This window comes from Ferrimonas sp. SCSIO 43195, from assembly GCF_023716685.1.
GTDB lineage: Bacteria > Pseudomonadota > Gammaproteobacteria > Enterobacterales > Shewanellaceae > Ferrimonas > Ferrimonas kyonanensis.
The window spans coordinates 554,228-567,999 of sequence record NZ_CP072679.1; the positions used below are offsets into that span (position 1 = coordinate 554,228).

At 58.0% G+C, this 13,772-nt stretch carries 13 protein-coding genes; 7 read left to right on the plus strand and 6 right to left on the minus strand.

Translation table 11 applies throughout. The features are described 5' to 3' along the window. Positions 1–134: 134 nt before the first annotated feature. The 5 genes from prfB to J8Z22_RS02675 all read left to right on the plus strand — a co-directional run bounded on the left by prfB (position 135) and on the right by J8Z22_RS02675 (position 6,009). Positions 135–1,233, plus strand: a protein-coding gene (gene prfB, locus J8Z22_RS02655; protein ID WP_143026609.1) for a peptide chain release factor 2 whose coding sequence is annotated in 2 segments (ribosomal slippage) — positions 135–209 and positions 211–1,233 — 1,098 coding nt in all. Because the reading frame shifts where the segments join, the coding sequence is not laid out codon by codon here. 15 nt (positions 1,234–1,248) lie between these two features. Continuing rightward, the gene (lysS, locus tag J8Z22_RS02660; RefSeq protein WP_028114280.1) at positions 1,249–2,754 is read left to right on the plus strand and encodes a lysine--tRNA ligase; all 1,506 of its coding nucleotides are present in this window, start codon (positions 1,249–1,251) and stop codon (positions 2,752–2,754) included. 511 nt (positions 2,755–3,265) lie between these two features. Further along, positions 3,266–4,534 carry a dicarboxylate/amino acid:cation symporter gene (locus J8Z22_RS02665; protein WP_252008636.1) on the plus strand — a complete coding sequence of 423 codons (1,269 nt, stop codon included), beginning with the start codon at positions 3,266–3,268 and terminating at the stop codon, positions 4,532–4,534. A 101-nt stretch (positions 4,535–4,635) separates the two neighbouring features. Further along, complete coding sequence (locus J8Z22_RS02670) at positions 4,636–5,379, plus strand: ferredoxin--NADP reductase (RefSeq protein WP_028114278.1); 744 nt, start codon at positions 4,636–4,638, stop codon at positions 5,377–5,379. A gap of 39 nt (positions 5,380–5,418) precedes the next feature. Continuing rightward, positions 5,419–6,009, plus strand: a complete 591-nt coding sequence (locus tag J8Z22_RS02675) for a glutathione S-transferase family protein (RefSeq protein WP_028114277.1) — start codon at positions 5,419–5,421, stop codon at positions 6,007–6,009. 55 nt (positions 6,010–6,064) lie between these two features. Here the strand turns inward: J8Z22_RS02675 and J8Z22_RS02680 are convergent, their stop codons facing one another. From J8Z22_RS02680 to J8Z22_RS02695, 4 genes are all read right to left on the minus strand, one after another. Continuing rightward, positions 6,065–6,481 (minus strand): nitrate reductase cytochrome c-type subunit, encoded by a 417-nt coding sequence (locus J8Z22_RS02680; protein ID WP_028114276.1) that lies wholly within the window; start codon positions 6,479–6,481, stop codon positions 6,065–6,067. 11 nt (positions 6,482–6,492) lie between these two features. Then, complete coding sequence (gene napA, locus J8Z22_RS02685; protein ID WP_028114275.1) at positions 6,493–8,979, minus strand: nitrate reductase catalytic subunit NapA; 2,487 nt, start codon at positions 8,977–8,979, stop codon at positions 6,493–6,495. Next, positions 8,976–9,239, minus strand: coding sequence for a chaperone NapD (locus tag J8Z22_RS02690; RefSeq protein WP_252008638.1), 264 nt, complete (start codon positions 9,237–9,239; stop codon positions 8,976–8,978). The genes napA and J8Z22_RS02690 overlap by 4 nt, the downstream gene beginning before the upstream one ends. A 110-nt stretch (positions 9,240–9,349) precedes the next feature. Then, a complete protein-coding gene (locus J8Z22_RS02695; protein WP_028114273.1) occupies positions 9,350–9,550 on the minus strand; it encodes a DUF4250 domain-containing protein in 201 nt (66 codons plus the stop codon). A gap of 187 nt (positions 9,551–9,737) precedes the next feature. On the opposite strand from J8Z22_RS02695, the gene J8Z22_RS02700 reads away from it, so the two are divergent. Then, positions 9,738–10,685 (plus strand): DUF3187 family protein, encoded by a 948-nt coding sequence (locus tag J8Z22_RS02700; RefSeq protein ID WP_252008641.1) that lies wholly within the window; start codon positions 9,738–9,740, stop codon positions 10,683–10,685. A 69-nt stretch (positions 10,686–10,754) separates the two neighbouring features. Here J8Z22_RS02700 and J8Z22_RS02705 read toward each other — a convergent pair whose 3' ends face one another. Together J8Z22_RS02705 and serA are read right to left on the minus strand one after the other, a co-directional pair. Then, positions 10,755–11,639 (minus strand): folate-binding protein YgfZ, encoded by an 885-nt coding sequence (locus J8Z22_RS02705; protein ID WP_252008643.1) that lies wholly within the window; start codon positions 11,637–11,639, stop codon positions 10,755–10,757. A 113-nt stretch (positions 11,640–11,752) separates the two neighbouring features. Further along, on the minus strand, positions 11,753–12,982 hold the full coding sequence (gene serA, locus J8Z22_RS02710) for a phosphoglycerate dehydrogenase (protein WP_028114271.1): 1,230 nt from the start codon (positions 12,980–12,982) through the stop codon (positions 11,753–11,755). 178 nt (positions 12,983–13,160) lie between these two features. Between serA and J8Z22_RS02715 the strand changes: the two genes are divergently transcribed. Then, positions 13,161–13,772, plus strand: a complete 612-nt coding sequence (locus tag J8Z22_RS02715; RefSeq protein ID WP_035416203.1) for a DUF2238 domain-containing protein — start codon at positions 13,161–13,163, stop codon at positions 13,770–13,772.

The following is a 13,772-nucleotide window of genomic DNA, read 5'->3' on the forward strand; positions in this document are numbered from 1 at the left end:
TGTCCCGGTTGCGATTGGGATGGCGGCTGACCGGGATAAAAACTGCTCAATTCCTTTGGCCCGATAGGTGCAGTGGCGCTGACTTTCGGTTAAAATTGCCGGTTTGCATAGTGTCATCAATCTGTAGGACGGAAATGTTCGAAATTAATCCGGTTCAAAACAAGATTAAGGAGTTGTCTGAGCGGACAAATCTCCTTAGGGGGTACCTTTGACTATGACGCCAAGAAAGAGCGTCTAGAAGAGGTCAATGCCGAGCTGGAGCAGCCAGATGTGTGGAACGAACCTGAGCGCGCTCAGGCATTGGGCCGCGAACGGGGTGCTCTGGAAGAGGTGGTGAAAACCATCGATGATCTGGACCAGGGTCTGGAAGATGTGGCTGAGCTACTGGAGCTGGCGGTGGAAGAGGAAGATGAAGACAGCTTCCTGGAGACCCAGTCCGAGCTCGAGGAGCTGGAAGCGCGTCTGGCCAAGCTGGAGTTCCGCCGCATGTTCTCCGGGCCACAGGATGGCAGCGATGCCTACCTGGATCTGCAGGCTGGTTCCGGCGGTACCGAAGCCCAGGACTGGTGCAACATGCTGCTGCGCATGTACCTGCGCTGGGGGGAGGCCAAGGGCTTTAAGACCGAGATTTTCGAACTGTCCGAAGGGGATGTGGCCGGCATTAAGAGTGCCACCATCAAGTTCAGTGGCGAGTACGCCTATGGCTGGCTGCGCACCGAAACCGGCGTGCATCGCCTGGTTCGCAAGTCGCCGTTTGATTCCGGCGGTCGTCGTCATACCTCCTTCTCGTCGGCGTTTGCCTACCCGGAAGTCGACGACAACATCAACATCGACATCAACCCGGCTGAGTTGCGCATCGACGTATACCGGGCATCCGGTGCCGGTGGTCAGCACGTGAACACCACCGAATCGGCGGTGCGGATTACTCACCTGCCGACCAATACCGTGGTGCAGTGCCAGAACGAACGTTCTCAGCACAAAAACAAAGATCAGGCGATGAAGCAGTTGAAAGCCAAGCTCTATGAGCTGGAGCTGCAGAGCCAGAACGCGGAGAAGCAGGCAGCGGAAGACGCCAAGTCCGACATCGGCTGGGGCAGCCAGATTCGCTCCTACGTATTGGATGACTCGCGCATCAAGGATCTGCGCACCGGGGTGGAAAACCGCAATACCCAGCAGGTACTGGATGGCGATCTGGATCGCTTTATCGAAGCCAGCCTGAAATCCGGCCTATAAGATTGAGTAGAGAAAATGACTGAACAGGTTCAAGACGAAAACAAGTTGATTGCCGAACGTCGTGCCAAACTGGCTACGATTCGTGAAAATTGCCCTGCCAATGGCCACCCCAACAGCTGGCGCCCGGAGCACAAGGCTTCCGAGCTGCAGGCTCAGTTTGGTCACAAGACCAAACCTGAGCTGGAAGAGGAAGGCCACATCGTTTCCATCGCCGGTCGCATCATGGCCAAGCGTGGTCCTTTCCTGGCCATTCAGGACGTCAGCGGTCGCATCCAGGGGTACGCCTCCAAAGAGGTGCAGAAAGAGCTGAAGGCCATCGGTGGCCTGGACATTGGTGACATCATCGGCATCAAAGGCCAGCTGCACCTGTCCGGCAAGGGTGACCTGTATGTGGACATGGGTGAGTACCAGCTGCTGACCAAGGCGCTGCGTCCGTTGCCAGAGAAGTTCCACGGCCTGACCGACCAGGAGCAACGCTATCGCCAGCGTTACGTGGATCTGATCGTCAACGAAGAGTCCCGCAACGCCTTCGTGATCCGTTCCAAGCTGGTGGCGGCCATTCGTCGTTTCATGGAGTCCAAGCAGTTCATGGAAGTGGAAACGCCGATGATGCAGCTGATTCCTGGTGGTGCTACCGCCCGGCCATTCATTACTCATCATAATGCCCTGGACCAGGAGATGTTCCTGCGTATCGCGCCGGAGCTGTACTTGAAGCGTCTGGTGGTGGGCGGCTTTGATCGGGTGTTTGAGATTAACCGTAACTTCCGTAACGAAGGTCTGTCTCCTCGTCACAACCCCGAGTTCACCATGATGGAGTTCTACATGGCGTACGCGGATTACAACGATCTGATGGATCTGACCGAGGAGATGCTGCACGCCGTTGCGGTTGAGGTGCTGGGTGCCAGCTCCATGCCGTACGGTGATGAAACCGTCGAGTTCGGTGGTACCTATGCCCGCATGAGCATGCTGGATGCCATCAAGCACTACAACCCGGATCACGCCGACATTCAGGCGCTGACGTACGAGTTGGTACAGGATCGCGACCACATGGCGGCCATTGCCAAGTCGGTCAACGTCGAGGTAGAGACGTTCTGGACCTGTGGTCAGTTGCTGGAGGAGATCTTCGGTGAGACCGCCGAGCCTCAGCTGATTCAGCCCACTTTCATTACCGAGTACCCGGCCGACATCTCGCCGCTGGCCCGTCGCAATGACGATAACCCATTCATTACCGACCGCTTCGAGTTCTTCATCGGTGGCCGCGAAGTGGCCAACGGCTTCTCCGAGCTTAACGACGCCGAAGATCAGGATGCTCGCTTCAAGGCTCAGGTGGACGCTAAGGACGCCGGCGATGACGAGGCGATGTACTACGACGCCGACTACATTACCGCACTGGAGCATGGTTTGCCGCCGACAGCCGGCCAGGGCATCGGCATCGACCGTCTGGCGATGCTGTTCACCAACACCCACACCATCCGCGATGTGATTCTGTTCCCGGCGATGCGACCTCAGTCCAACGGCTAAGGATTTCGCACAGCGACAAAAACCGGGCACTCTGCCCGGTTTTTTTATCTGTGCAGATGGGTGAATAATTCGGCAGTCACCACCGTCAGTCGCCCTGAGCTCTGCCGATGTTGACAATGTTTCCAAGTTGTTACTGCCTTATCTGCGGCCAGGTCTGGCCTAGGTCGACGATCTCACTGTTAAATCAGCCTAAAGCCAGTTAAAAAACAAGGTGATGGGATTTATGCGCAGTGTGCCTCTGAGTGCACTTGTGATTTTGTGATCTCGATCACCTAGTGAGTTATGCTGGCTGAAACCGGTACGTTGGCGGATGAAACTGGGGTTTTGCCGGTTTTGCGCTGGATGTTTTCTCTGAACTTGCCTTTGTAATTGGATAAATCAACTGTTAACGAGCTGGCAACCGCTGCCATTTCGCTGGTAGGGGGCGTATGATGCGATGCCAACAGTGACGGTACCAGGGAAAGGCACCGTGACAACGAGCAGGACGCCGGCGGCAGTATCGGAAATCATCATGCAATCACACTCGCTCTCCAAACGCATCTTTACCGGCCTGTTCAGTGGCCTGGTTCTCGGCGCCCTGATTCAGTTCGTGCTTAGTGACGTCGACTTTTTCCAGCAGACTCTGGTGGGGCTGGCCAGCATGGGGGGGCAACTGTTCGTAAACCTCATCATGCTGCTGGTGGTGCCGCTGGTCTTTTTCTCCATCGTCAGTGGCGTGTGTGAATTGCCGGACATCAAGGCCTTTGGCCGTCTCGGCAGCAAGACCTTTGGCCTTTACATCCTCAATACTCTGGTGGCCATCAGCGCTGCGGTGGCAATTGCGCTGCTGTTCGAACCGGGCTCCGGGGCCAACCTGGTGGCCATGGGCACTGCCGAGATCAAGGCCACCGAGTTGCCAAACATCACCGATCTGATTCTCAACATCGTCCCTCGCAACCCCATCGACGCGTTTGCTTCCGGCAACATGCTGCAGGTGATCTTTATGGCACTGCTGCTGGGGGCTGGCATCAAGAAGCTGGGTCAGGAGGTAGAGGGGGTGGCCCGAGCGTTCGCCACCGGCAATAAGATCATGATGACCCTGATCACCATGGTGATGAGCCTGGCCCCTTATGGGGTGTTCTGCCTGATGCTGAAGCTTGGCGCGACCCTGGAGGCAGAGACCTTCCTGTCGGTGATGGGCTACCTGGGGCTGATTCTGTCGTTGCTGTTGTTCTGGCTGTTTGTGGTGTACCCGACCGTGGTGGGGATGACCACCGACATGAGTGCCTCGGAGTTCCGTCGTAAGACCCAGGAGCAGGTGCTGTTTTCCTTTTCTACCGCCAGCTCCAACGCCACCATTCCGGTGACCATGCGTACCCTGATCGATAAGATCGGCGTCAGCCGGGCCACCGCCGGCTTTGGTGTGCCCCTGGGGGCGACCATGAACATGAGCGGCGTGTCCATTTACATCACCATCGCGGCCTTTTTCCTGGGCAACGCCTATGGCGCTCCCATCACCATGGAGCAGTTGCCGTCGCTGGTGACCGCCTGTTTCTTGCTGTCTGTGGGCGCTGGCGGCGTTCCCGGTGGTGGCATGGTGATGATTGGGGTGTTGATCCACCAGATGGGTCTGCCGGTGGAAGCCTTTGCCCTGGTGGCGGCGCTGGATCGGGTCATCGACATGGTGCTGACCTCCACCAATGTGGTGGGCGATACCGCCGTGGTGACCATAGTCGATAAGACTGAACCGGCGACGGAGGCCGAGGTTCAGCCACAAGCCCGCCCTCAACATTCGGCCTGATTTTGGTTCGAGCCCGATTAAAGACCCCGCCAGTGCGGGGTTTTTCTTTATGGGGAGTCTGTTATGCTGGTCAATAATGCGGCGCAATCAGGGGCAATGGAATGAGCGTTTGGGTTAATGGAACCGTAGTAGAGCGTATTGATTGGAATGACAAACTGTTCACTCTCAAGGTGGAGGCGGACACCGATCCCTTCGTTGCCGGCCAGTTTACCAAGCTGGGGCTGGAGCAAGAGGGGGAGCGGGTGCAGCGAGCCTACTCCTACGTCAATGCCCCATCCCAGCAGCAGCTGGAGTTTCTGGCGGTGGCGGTGGAAGAGGGCAGTTTGTCGCCGCGACTGCAGGATTTGCACCCGGGTGACCAGCTGATGGTGGCCAAGCGAGCCACCGGCTTCATGGTGCTGGATGAAGTGCCGGCGGGCCGCGACATGTGGATGCTGGCCACCGGCACCGCGGTAGGCCCGTTTCTGTCGATGCTGAGGTGCGACGATACTTGGGAGCAGTTTGAGACTTTTAACCTGGTGTACGCGGTGCGCGAACTCAGAGACATGGCCTACCTGGAGGAGATTCGGGCACTGCAAGCCGCCCGCCCGGAGCAGTTTCGGTTTGTGCCTGTGGTCAGCCGCGAGAGCATCGATGGCATGCTGCAGGGACGGATTCCGGAGTTGATCACCCAGGGTAAGATTCAGGACTACGCCGATACCCCTATCACCCCGTCTCGAAGCCAAGTCATGATTTGCGGCAACCCGGACATGATTCGCGATACCGTGGCGGTACTGGAAGGAATGAAGCTGCGGAAGAACTTGCGCCGGACCCCGGGGCAGATCACCATGGAAAAATACTGGTAACGGCCGCTGCGCCTTAAGTGGTGGCCGGAGGTGAGTGTGATGATGCTGTATTACTCCGATGCCTCCCCCTTTGCCCGCCTGGCACGAGTGGTGGCGCGGGAGCTGGCGATGGAAGGCGTTAACGAGATCCGCTGGAGCCCGTTTGACGACGAAACTCGCCTGCACAACCCATTGGGAAAGATCCCTTTCCTGATCATTCGTGATCGTCAGGTGCTGTTTGACAGCGACGTTATCTGTCGCTACTTCGACTCCGAGTGGGGCAATCAGACCCTGTTCCTGCCATTGGCCCATCACTGGGGCCGCCAGTCAATGAATGCACTGTTGCAGGGGCTGCTGGAGACGGCGGTGGCACTGCGGATTGAGCACAGCCGCGAAGATGAAGGCAGTGCGTCGCCATTCTGGAATCAGCGCCACCGGGATACCCTTCATCAGGGGCTCACGGTCCTGGCGTCACAGCTGTCGTTGTTGCCGGAAGAGTGGTCGATTCTGGACATTAAGTTGGTGTGCCTGCTGGAGTACCTGGATTTTCGTCATCCCGGCCTGGGCTGGCGCAAACACCACCCTCGACTCAAGACCTGGCTGGAGTCGGTAAAGGATCGACCCAGCCTGATCGCCACCCGGCCGCATTAGCGGCAAGGATCAAAAAAGCGGCCCGAAGGCCGCCCGAATGAGACTGGAGTATCACTCAGTTCTGGTAGTTATTGCCGACGTCCGGTTCCCGGTTGCTGGCCTGCGGCACGTGACACTGGGTGCAGTTGTAGAAGCGGTTGTCCAGGTTGCCGTCGCCCAGGTAGTGACTGGGGTCGATGGCGGTGGTCTTCATCCGCTCGGCCTTTGCCGGCGCGTGGCAGCTGACGCAGCCGTTGCGCTTCAGGTTGATGGGGTAGCTGGCCTTGTGCGGTATCAGCGGCGGCTGATGCGCCATGGTCCGCTCGATGGACTTGCCCTTTTTCGGATACTGGGCCGCCGCCTCCGGCGCACCCTGTTCGGCCACCGGGGTGGCGCCGCGCAGGGAGTGAGTGACGGCGTCGTCCGCGGCTCTGGTCGCGAAGGCCAGGGTCAGTGTGCTCACCAGGGTGGTGATGATAATGGCTGTTTTCATTGTGCTTCCCCTTACGCCTTAACCACTTTAACCGGGCATTTCTTGAAATCGGTCTCTTTCGAGAGCGGGTCGGTGGCGTCCAGCAGCAGTTTATTGACCAACTGACGGGCGTCGAAGAACGGCATAAACACCAGTCCCTGAGGCGGCTTATTGCGGCCCTTGGTTTCGACCCGGGTGCGCACTTCGCCCCGTGGGCTGGAAACCACCACTTCGTCGCCCTGTTTCACGCCCCGTTGCTTGGCATCCTGAGGGTGCATGTAGATCTTGGCGTGAGGATAGGCCTTATCCAGCTCGGCCACCCGCTTGGTCATGGTGCCGGTGTGCCAGTGTTCCAGTACTCGCCCGGTGGACAGCCACAGGTCGTACTCTTGGTTCGGCTCCTCCACCGGTGGCTCGTACGGCGAGGCGATGATCAGCGCCTTGCCGTCCGGCTTACCGTAGAAGTCGAAGTCGGAGCCCTTCTTGGCGTACGGGTCCATGCCCTCTTTAAAGCGCCATTTGGTTTCCTGGCCATCGATCACCGGCCAGCGTTTACCGCGAACCTGATGATAGACGTCGAACTGATCCAGATCGTGCTTGTGGCCACGGCCAAAGTCGGCGTACTCCTCAAACAGGCCTTTCTGCACGTAGTAGCCGAAGTCGTCGGATTCATCGTTGTAGCGGCCTTTGCACTCGGAGCGCGGGTATTTGTCGACCACGCCGTTGGCGAACAGCACCTGGTACAGGGTTTTGCCGCGGTATTCCGGTTTTTGCATCAGCAGTTCATCGCCCCAGACCTCTTCCACCTTGAAGCGCTTGGAGAACTCCATGATCTGCCACAGATCCGATTTGGCACCGGGCTGGGGTTTAACCATCTGGTGCCAGAACTGGGTCCGGCGCTCGGCGTTACCGGTGGCGCCCTCTTTCTCCACCCACATGGCGGTGGGCAGCACCAGATCCGCCACCATGGCAGTGACCGTTGGGTAGGGGTCGGATACGATGATGAAGTTGTCCGGGTTAAGGTAGCCTGGCAGGGCTTCCTCGTTGGTGTTGGGGCCCGCCTGCATGTTGTTGGTGCACAGGGTCCAGTAGACGTTCATCTTGCTGTCTTTGAGCATGCGGTTGTGCAGGACGGCGTGGTAGCCCGGTTTGGCCGGGATGGTGCCAGCTGGCAGTTGCCACTTGCTTTCGGCGATGGCGCGGTGCTTGTCGTTCATCACCACCATGTCGGCGGGCAGACGATGGGCGAAGGTGCCCACTTCCCGGGCGGTGCCACAGGCGGATGGCTGGCCAGTGAGGGAGAACGGGCTGTTGCCGGGCTCGGAGATCTTGCCGGTCAGCAGGTGCAGGTTGTAGATGGAGTTGTTGGCCCAGACGCCGCGTACGTGCTGGTTGATGCCCATGCACCACAGGCTCATCACCTTGGTGTTTGGATCGGCGTAGACCTTGGCCAGTTGCTCCAGGTTCTCCTTGGGCACGCCGGACATTTGATGGGCGTACTCCAGGGTGTAGCTGGAGACGTATTTGGCGTAGTCGTCAAAGCTGATCCCCTTCATCTTGCCGTTGCCGGGGTTCTTGGCTTTTTTCTCCAGCGGGTGCTCAGGCCGCAGGCCATAGCCGATGTCCGGAGTGGCTTCGGCAAACTTGGTGTGCTTGTTGACGAAGTCGGTATTCACCGCTTTGTTTTGAATGATGTAGTTGGCAATGTAGTTGAGGATCACCAAGTCTGATTGCGGCTTCATCACCATTTTGTTGTCCGCCAGTTCGAAACAGCGGTTTTCATAGGTCGACAGCACGTGCACGCTGGTGCCCGGATTGGACAGGCGACGGTCAGACATGCGTGACCACAAAATGGGGTGCATTTCGGCGGCGTTGGAGCCCCACAGGATGAAGGCATCGGCGTGTTCGATGTCGTCGTAGCAGCCCATGGGCTCGTCGATACCAAAGGCGCGCAGGAAGCCGACGACCGCAGAGGCCATACAGTGGCGGGCATTGGGGTCGATGTTGTTGGAGCGGAAGCCGGCTTTCATCAGTTTGGCGGCGGCGTAGCCTTCCCAGACAGTCCACTGACCGGATCCGAACATGCCCACCGAGGTTGGGCCTTTGGCCTTCAGGGCGGTTTTCCATTTATCGGCCATCACATCAAATGCCTGATCCCAGTTGATGGGCGTCAGTTCACCGGATTTGTCGAACTTGCCATTTTTCATGCGCAGCAGCGGTTGGCTCAGACGATCCTCTCCGTACATGATCTTGGGCAGAAAGTAGCCCTTGATGCAGGTCAGGCCCTTGTTGACCGGGCTTTCCTGATCGCCCTGAGAGGCCACGACACGGCCATTCTTGGTGCCCACCATGACCGAGCAGCCGACGCCACAGAAGCGACACGCGGCTTTCTCCCACTTGATCTCCTGGTTGGCTTCGGTAGCGGCTTCTACCACCTTGACCGGCAGGGTGGCGCCGACGGCGGTGGCGGCGGCAACGGCGGCGTTGGCCTTTAGAAATTTACGACGGCTGATGCTCATGCAGTGTCCTCGTCTTCGAACTGTTCGACTTGGTGATAGGCCAGGGCTGATGAGATGACGCCCTGAAGTTGATTGATGGTCTCGATGCCATTGAGCACCGCCTGGCGGCTGTCGCCCTCCAGGGTGACGACCAGCTTATGGTCTTCGGTGGTCGCCACCAGATCGGCGCCGGCCACCTCAGCAATCTGCTGCTGCAGTTGCTGTTGATGGGTAGGGTTGGCGTGAACCGCCAGACTGACTACGTGGTATTCCTGACTCATGGCTCGTTCCAAAAGCGGGTTTAAAATCAGTATGGTTTTGCGACCGTCACAGCCAAATACCCCCTTAGTAATAACGGGCAAAATGGCCGATCTCGGTCACTGTATCCGGCCTATTTTGTAAATGACTTGAATTGGTTTTGATCGGCTTGATACTGAAAACCAATGGTTTTTAACCTAGACTCAATCTGTTGCCGGGACAGTCCCAGGTCGTCTTCCAGGGCGGCCAGGTCGTCGCAGTCGTGCCGCAGCCGTTCATTGACGATGCCCAGCAAGATGTTGGCATCCAGTCGTTCCGGGTGGTCAATTTCCATGGGACCTCCGCTGGTTTATGGCCCGGTTGGACTTAACTATAGACCAAGTTGCTGAGGATGATTCAGCGCTGGGGATGATCGGGAAATGATCAGCAGAATCAGAAATCTATTTTGCAAAATCAGCTCTTTAAAACCCAAGAGCGTCAGGGCACTATGACTTAGGGAAGCGCAAAGGAATGAGAAGCCGATGAGAACACTAGCCTGGTTGTTGCCACTGCTGAGCCTGTCCCTGCCCTGTTGGGCTCAGGACTACGGGCCCCTGGTTGTGAAGGCCCAGTCGCCACTGCAAGCGCAGAACTACACGCCGATGCTGCGCAGCGGCGAGGTGCTGGAGACCGGCACGGTGGAGTGGCTGGTGAACGGCACCATCGCCAGTGTTTGGGCCGAAACCCCGGACTACGTCATGGATTACTATCATAACGAAGTCAATGTTGGGGTGCGATTTGCGCCCATCGAACGGTGGGAGTTTGAACTCAACTACCAGTATCGTTTCGCCGCCAACAATGGCCTCGACAGCGTTACCGAGAAGTTTCATGACTTTTTTGGCCTCGGGCAAAATGGCCGAGATGACGTGCCGAAACACCGTTTCTACATCGAAGCGCCCGGTGTATTGCTGGAGGATTTTAAGGGAGAGACCCTCAACAATGCGATAAGTGGCTACGCCGGCTATCAACTTTACCGCGATGGCCCTCAGGCGCTGTCGGCGGGGATCGGTCTATTCTATAACTACGTGGCGTCGGGACCGTTTGAGGTGAGCTCGTTTGAGCAGGTGCTGCAGCTGAATTATCGTTACGATGCCGGCGGCAACCATGGGTTTTATGCCACCGTGGGCACCGCCCACAGCAGCAACGCCGAAACCTCTGGCGGACTGGAGCTCAGTGACTGGGCCTGGATGTTGGCGGGCAGTTACCAGTATCGGTTCAACCCCAGACACAGCCTGCTGCTGGAGTACCACGCCTACAGCGGTGAAACCAAAGAGGTGGATGAACTGGACGAAATCTCCCATGAATTTCTGTTGGGGTATCGTTACCACCTGACCCGTGGCGCCATCGAATTCACCATGATTGAGAACGTGTTCAATATGGACAACAGCACCGACATCGCCTTTTCTCTGGGCTACCGCCATCGGCTCTGAAACCCTTGGCGTGTCTTAGAAACCACAACGCCGGCAATTGCCGGCGTTGTGCTGTGTTGGGGCTGGAGCTTAGCTGTCGCCAAACAGCGGGTAGGGGCGAGGTTGCAGTGTCAGTTCGACCTCCCCTAAACGCAGACGCGTGTCCGCCTCAATCTCTTTGGCCAATATGGTGGTCAGCCACAGCTGGCCGTCCACCAGTGCCTGGTTCAATACCACGCCGGCCCGGCGCCAGTTGTCACCGATGGCCATCTGCAGTTCGCTGTCATCAGGCAGCGCCTGCGCCGGCCCCATGGCGACGTACATGGCGCGCTTATTGCCACCGCGGAAATGCATGCGCGCGATGGTTTCCTGGCCGATGTAGCAGCCCTTGTCGTATTGAATGCCGCCGACGGCGTCCAGGTTAAGCATCTGCGGCACCAGTTCGCCGCTGTGCTCCTGGGTCAGCATTGGCCAGGCCTGTGCCACTTCGTGGCGTTGCCAATGAGACAGGTCAGCGGCATCCAGGTTGGCCAGGGCATCGGGCAATGCACCGACAATCAGGGCGCTGTGGCTGTCTCTGAGCAGCTGAGTGTCGCCAAGACGGCGCAGAGTGTCATTGCCCGGGAACAGGGCATCGGCCTGGGCCAGGGCATCGTCACCCAGCATCCCGTGCAGTGGCAACTGGTCGCTGATGTCGCTCAGTTCCACCTTATTGAACACGGCGTACTTCTGCATCTGCGGCAGATCCACCGTAATCAGGTCCCGCGGCATGATCAGCAGTACCTCGGCATCCCGTTTGAAGATGCGAAAGCTGGCCAGCAGCTTGCCTTTGGGATCGCAGTGGCCGCCCCAGCTCCAGTGGGTGGGCTCCAGCTGGTTCATGTTGCAGGTCAGCTGACCCTGAAGGAATGCGGTGGTGTCATCACCAGTCAAACGGACAATACCCAGGTGGGTAAGGGGAATAAGCTGCGCCATGGCGAGTCCTACAATAGGGATACGGTTATGGCGGTTAAGTTTAAGTGATGGCGGGCGGGAAAAAAACCACGCTAAGTCCCCATTTTGCAAAGGGACTTAGCGTGGGGATGGTGTTAGTGGAGAATGCGGGCGCGAATGGTACCGTCGATGGCGTCCAGTTGCTCTAAGGCATCGTCGGCATGCTGGGTCGCCACGTCCATGACCACGTAGCCCAGATCGCCTTTGGTTTGCAGGAACTGCGCCAGAATGTTGATCTCCTTGGCGGCGAATGCCTGGTTGATCTGATTCAGGATGCCGGGCACGTTGCGGTGGATGTGCAGCAGGCGGCTGGCGCCGGTGTGCTCGGGCAGAGACACTTCCGGGAAGTTGACCGCCGACAGGGTCGAGCCGTTGTCGGAGTATTTGGCCATCTTGGCCGCCACTTCGATGCCAATGTTTTCCTGGGCTTCCTGGGTGGAGCCGCCCACATGGGGAGTCAGGATGACGTTGTCGAACTCTCGCAGTGGCGTCAGCAGCTCTTCATCATTGGACTTGGGCTCCACCGGGAACACGTCGATGGCGGCGCCACGAATGCGCTTGCTGGACAGGGCGGCGCACAAGGCCGGAATGTCGACTACGGTGCCCCGTGAGGCGTTGATCAGGATGCTGCCCTGGCGCATGTGTGCCAGGGTGTCGGCGTTGATCATATCCTTGGTGGAACGGGTTTCAGGTACGTGCAGGCTGACGATGTCGGCCTGGCTCAGCAACTGCGGCAGCGACGGCATCTGCCGGGCGTTGCCCAGCGGCAGCTTGTTTTCGATGTCGTAGAACATCACCTGCATGCCGAGGCTCTCCGCCAGCACCCCCAATTGGGTACCGATATGGCCGTAGCCGACGATGCCGAGGATTTTGCCCCGGGCTTCAAAGCTGCCGCTGGCGCTCTTAAGCCAGCCGCCTCGGTGGGCGAGGGCGTTCTTTTCAGGAATGCCCCGCAGCAGCAACAGGATCTCACCCAGCACCAACTCGGCAACCGAGCGGGTGTTGGAGAAGGGGGCGTTGAACACCGGGATGCCGCGACGGGCAGCGGCTTCCAGGTTGACCTGGTTGGTACCGATACAGAAACAGCCAATGGCCACCAGTTTCGACGCGCCGTTGATGACCTTTTCCGTTAGCTGAGTTCTCGATCGAATGCCGATAAAGTGCACATCCTGGGTGCGCTCAATCAGCTCCTCTTCGCTCAGCGAGGTTTTCAGGACATCGACGTTATCGTAACCGGCCAGCTTAAAGCTCTCGATGGCTCGGGGATGAACGCCTTCCAGCAGTAGAATTTTGATTTTACTTTTGTCGAGGGAGTAGTGGTTCATGGTTCTGCTTCCATACAGCGAAAGTCACGATGGCTTGGAGTCCGCGGGCGTGCTGCTGTGAATAGTTATGCCAAAAATGCGGATTCCACTACCTTACCCTAAATCCTTTTTCTATGAACAGCGTATTTGCTGGTTATACTAAGGTTCAATTATTTTATTGCATAAATAGATAGTGTTAATGACTGCTACCCTGTCCCGAATTGTCTGGGCCGCGATATTTTCCGCGGTACTCATCTGGTCTGCCATCGAACCGAAAGACACCTTTACCTGGTTCCTTGAGGTGCTGCCAGCCTTGATCGGTGCCGCCATCCTGCTGGCGACGCTCAAGCGCTTCCCCTTAACACCGCTGGCGTACCAACTGGTGTTGGTGCATTGCATCATTCTGATGGTCGGCGGCCACTACACCTACGCCGAGGTGCCGCTGTTCGACACCATCAGCGACTGGTTCGGCTGGCAGCGCAACAACTACGATAAGGTCGGCCACCTGGCACAGGGCTTTATCCCTGCGATGTTGGCTCGGGAAATATTTGTTCGTAATCAAGTGGTTAAGATGGGAGGCTGGTTGTTCTTCCAGTGTGTCTGTTTTGCCCTGGCGCTGTCGGCTTTCTATGAGCTGATCGAGTGGTGGGTGGCTGTGGGGACCGGTGAATCGGCGGAGGCCTTCCTCGGGACTCAGGGCTATCAGTGGGACACCCAGTCCGACATGATGTGGGCCATGTGTGGGGCGATTCTGGCGCAGTTACTGCTGGCCGGGCGCCACGATGCCCAGATGGCGGCCCTGAAGTCCTAG

What these genes read in the sequence shown, in the direction of transcription:
- J8Z22_RS02665 (WP_252008636.1), top strand. Translation starts at nt 3,266, where the DNA reads ATGCAATCACACTCGCTCTCCAAACGCATCTTTACCGGCCTGTTCAGT.
- napA (WP_028114275.1), bottom strand. Translation starts at nt 8,979, where the DNA reads ATGAGCATCAGCCGTCGTAAATTTCTAAAGGCCAACGCCGCCGTTGCC.
- J8Z22_RS02690 (WP_252008638.1), bottom strand. Translation starts at nt 9,239, where the DNA reads ATGAGTCAGGAATACCACGTAGTCAGTCTGGCGGTTCACGCCAACCCT.
- J8Z22_RS02670 (WP_028114278.1), top strand. Translation starts at nt 4,636, where the DNA reads ATGAGCGTTTGGGTTAATGGAACCGTAGTAGAGCGTATTGATTGGAAT.
- lysS (WP_028114280.1), top strand. Translation starts at nt 1,249, where the DNA reads ATGACTGAACAGGTTCAAGACGAAAACAAGTTGATTGCCGAACGTCGT.
- J8Z22_RS02675 (WP_028114277.1), top strand. Translation starts at nt 5,419, where the DNA reads ATGATGCTGTATTACTCCGATGCCTCCCCCTTTGCCCGCCTGGCACGA.
- J8Z22_RS02700 (WP_252008641.1), top strand. Translation starts at nt 9,738, where the DNA reads ATGAGAACACTAGCCTGGTTGTTGCCACTGCTGAGCCTGTCCCTGCCC.
- J8Z22_RS02715 (WP_035416203.1), top strand. Translation starts at nt 13,161, where the DNA reads ATGACTGCTACCCTGTCCCGAATTGTCTGGGCCGCGATATTTTCCGCG.
- J8Z22_RS02695 (WP_028114273.1), bottom strand. Translation starts at nt 9,550, where the DNA reads ATGGAAATTGACCACCCGGAACGACTGGATGCCAACATCTTGCTGGGC.
- serA (WP_028114271.1), bottom strand. Translation starts at nt 12,982, where the DNA reads ATGAACCACTACTCCCTCGACAAAAGTAAAATCAAAATTCTACTGCTG.
- J8Z22_RS02705 (WP_252008643.1), bottom strand. Translation starts at nt 11,639, where the DNA reads ATGGCGCAGCTTATTCCCCTTACCCACCTGGGTATTGTCCGTTTGACT.
- J8Z22_RS02680 (WP_028114276.1), bottom strand. Translation starts at nt 6,481, where the DNA reads ATGAAAACAGCCATTATCATCACCACCCTGGTGAGCACACTGACCCTG.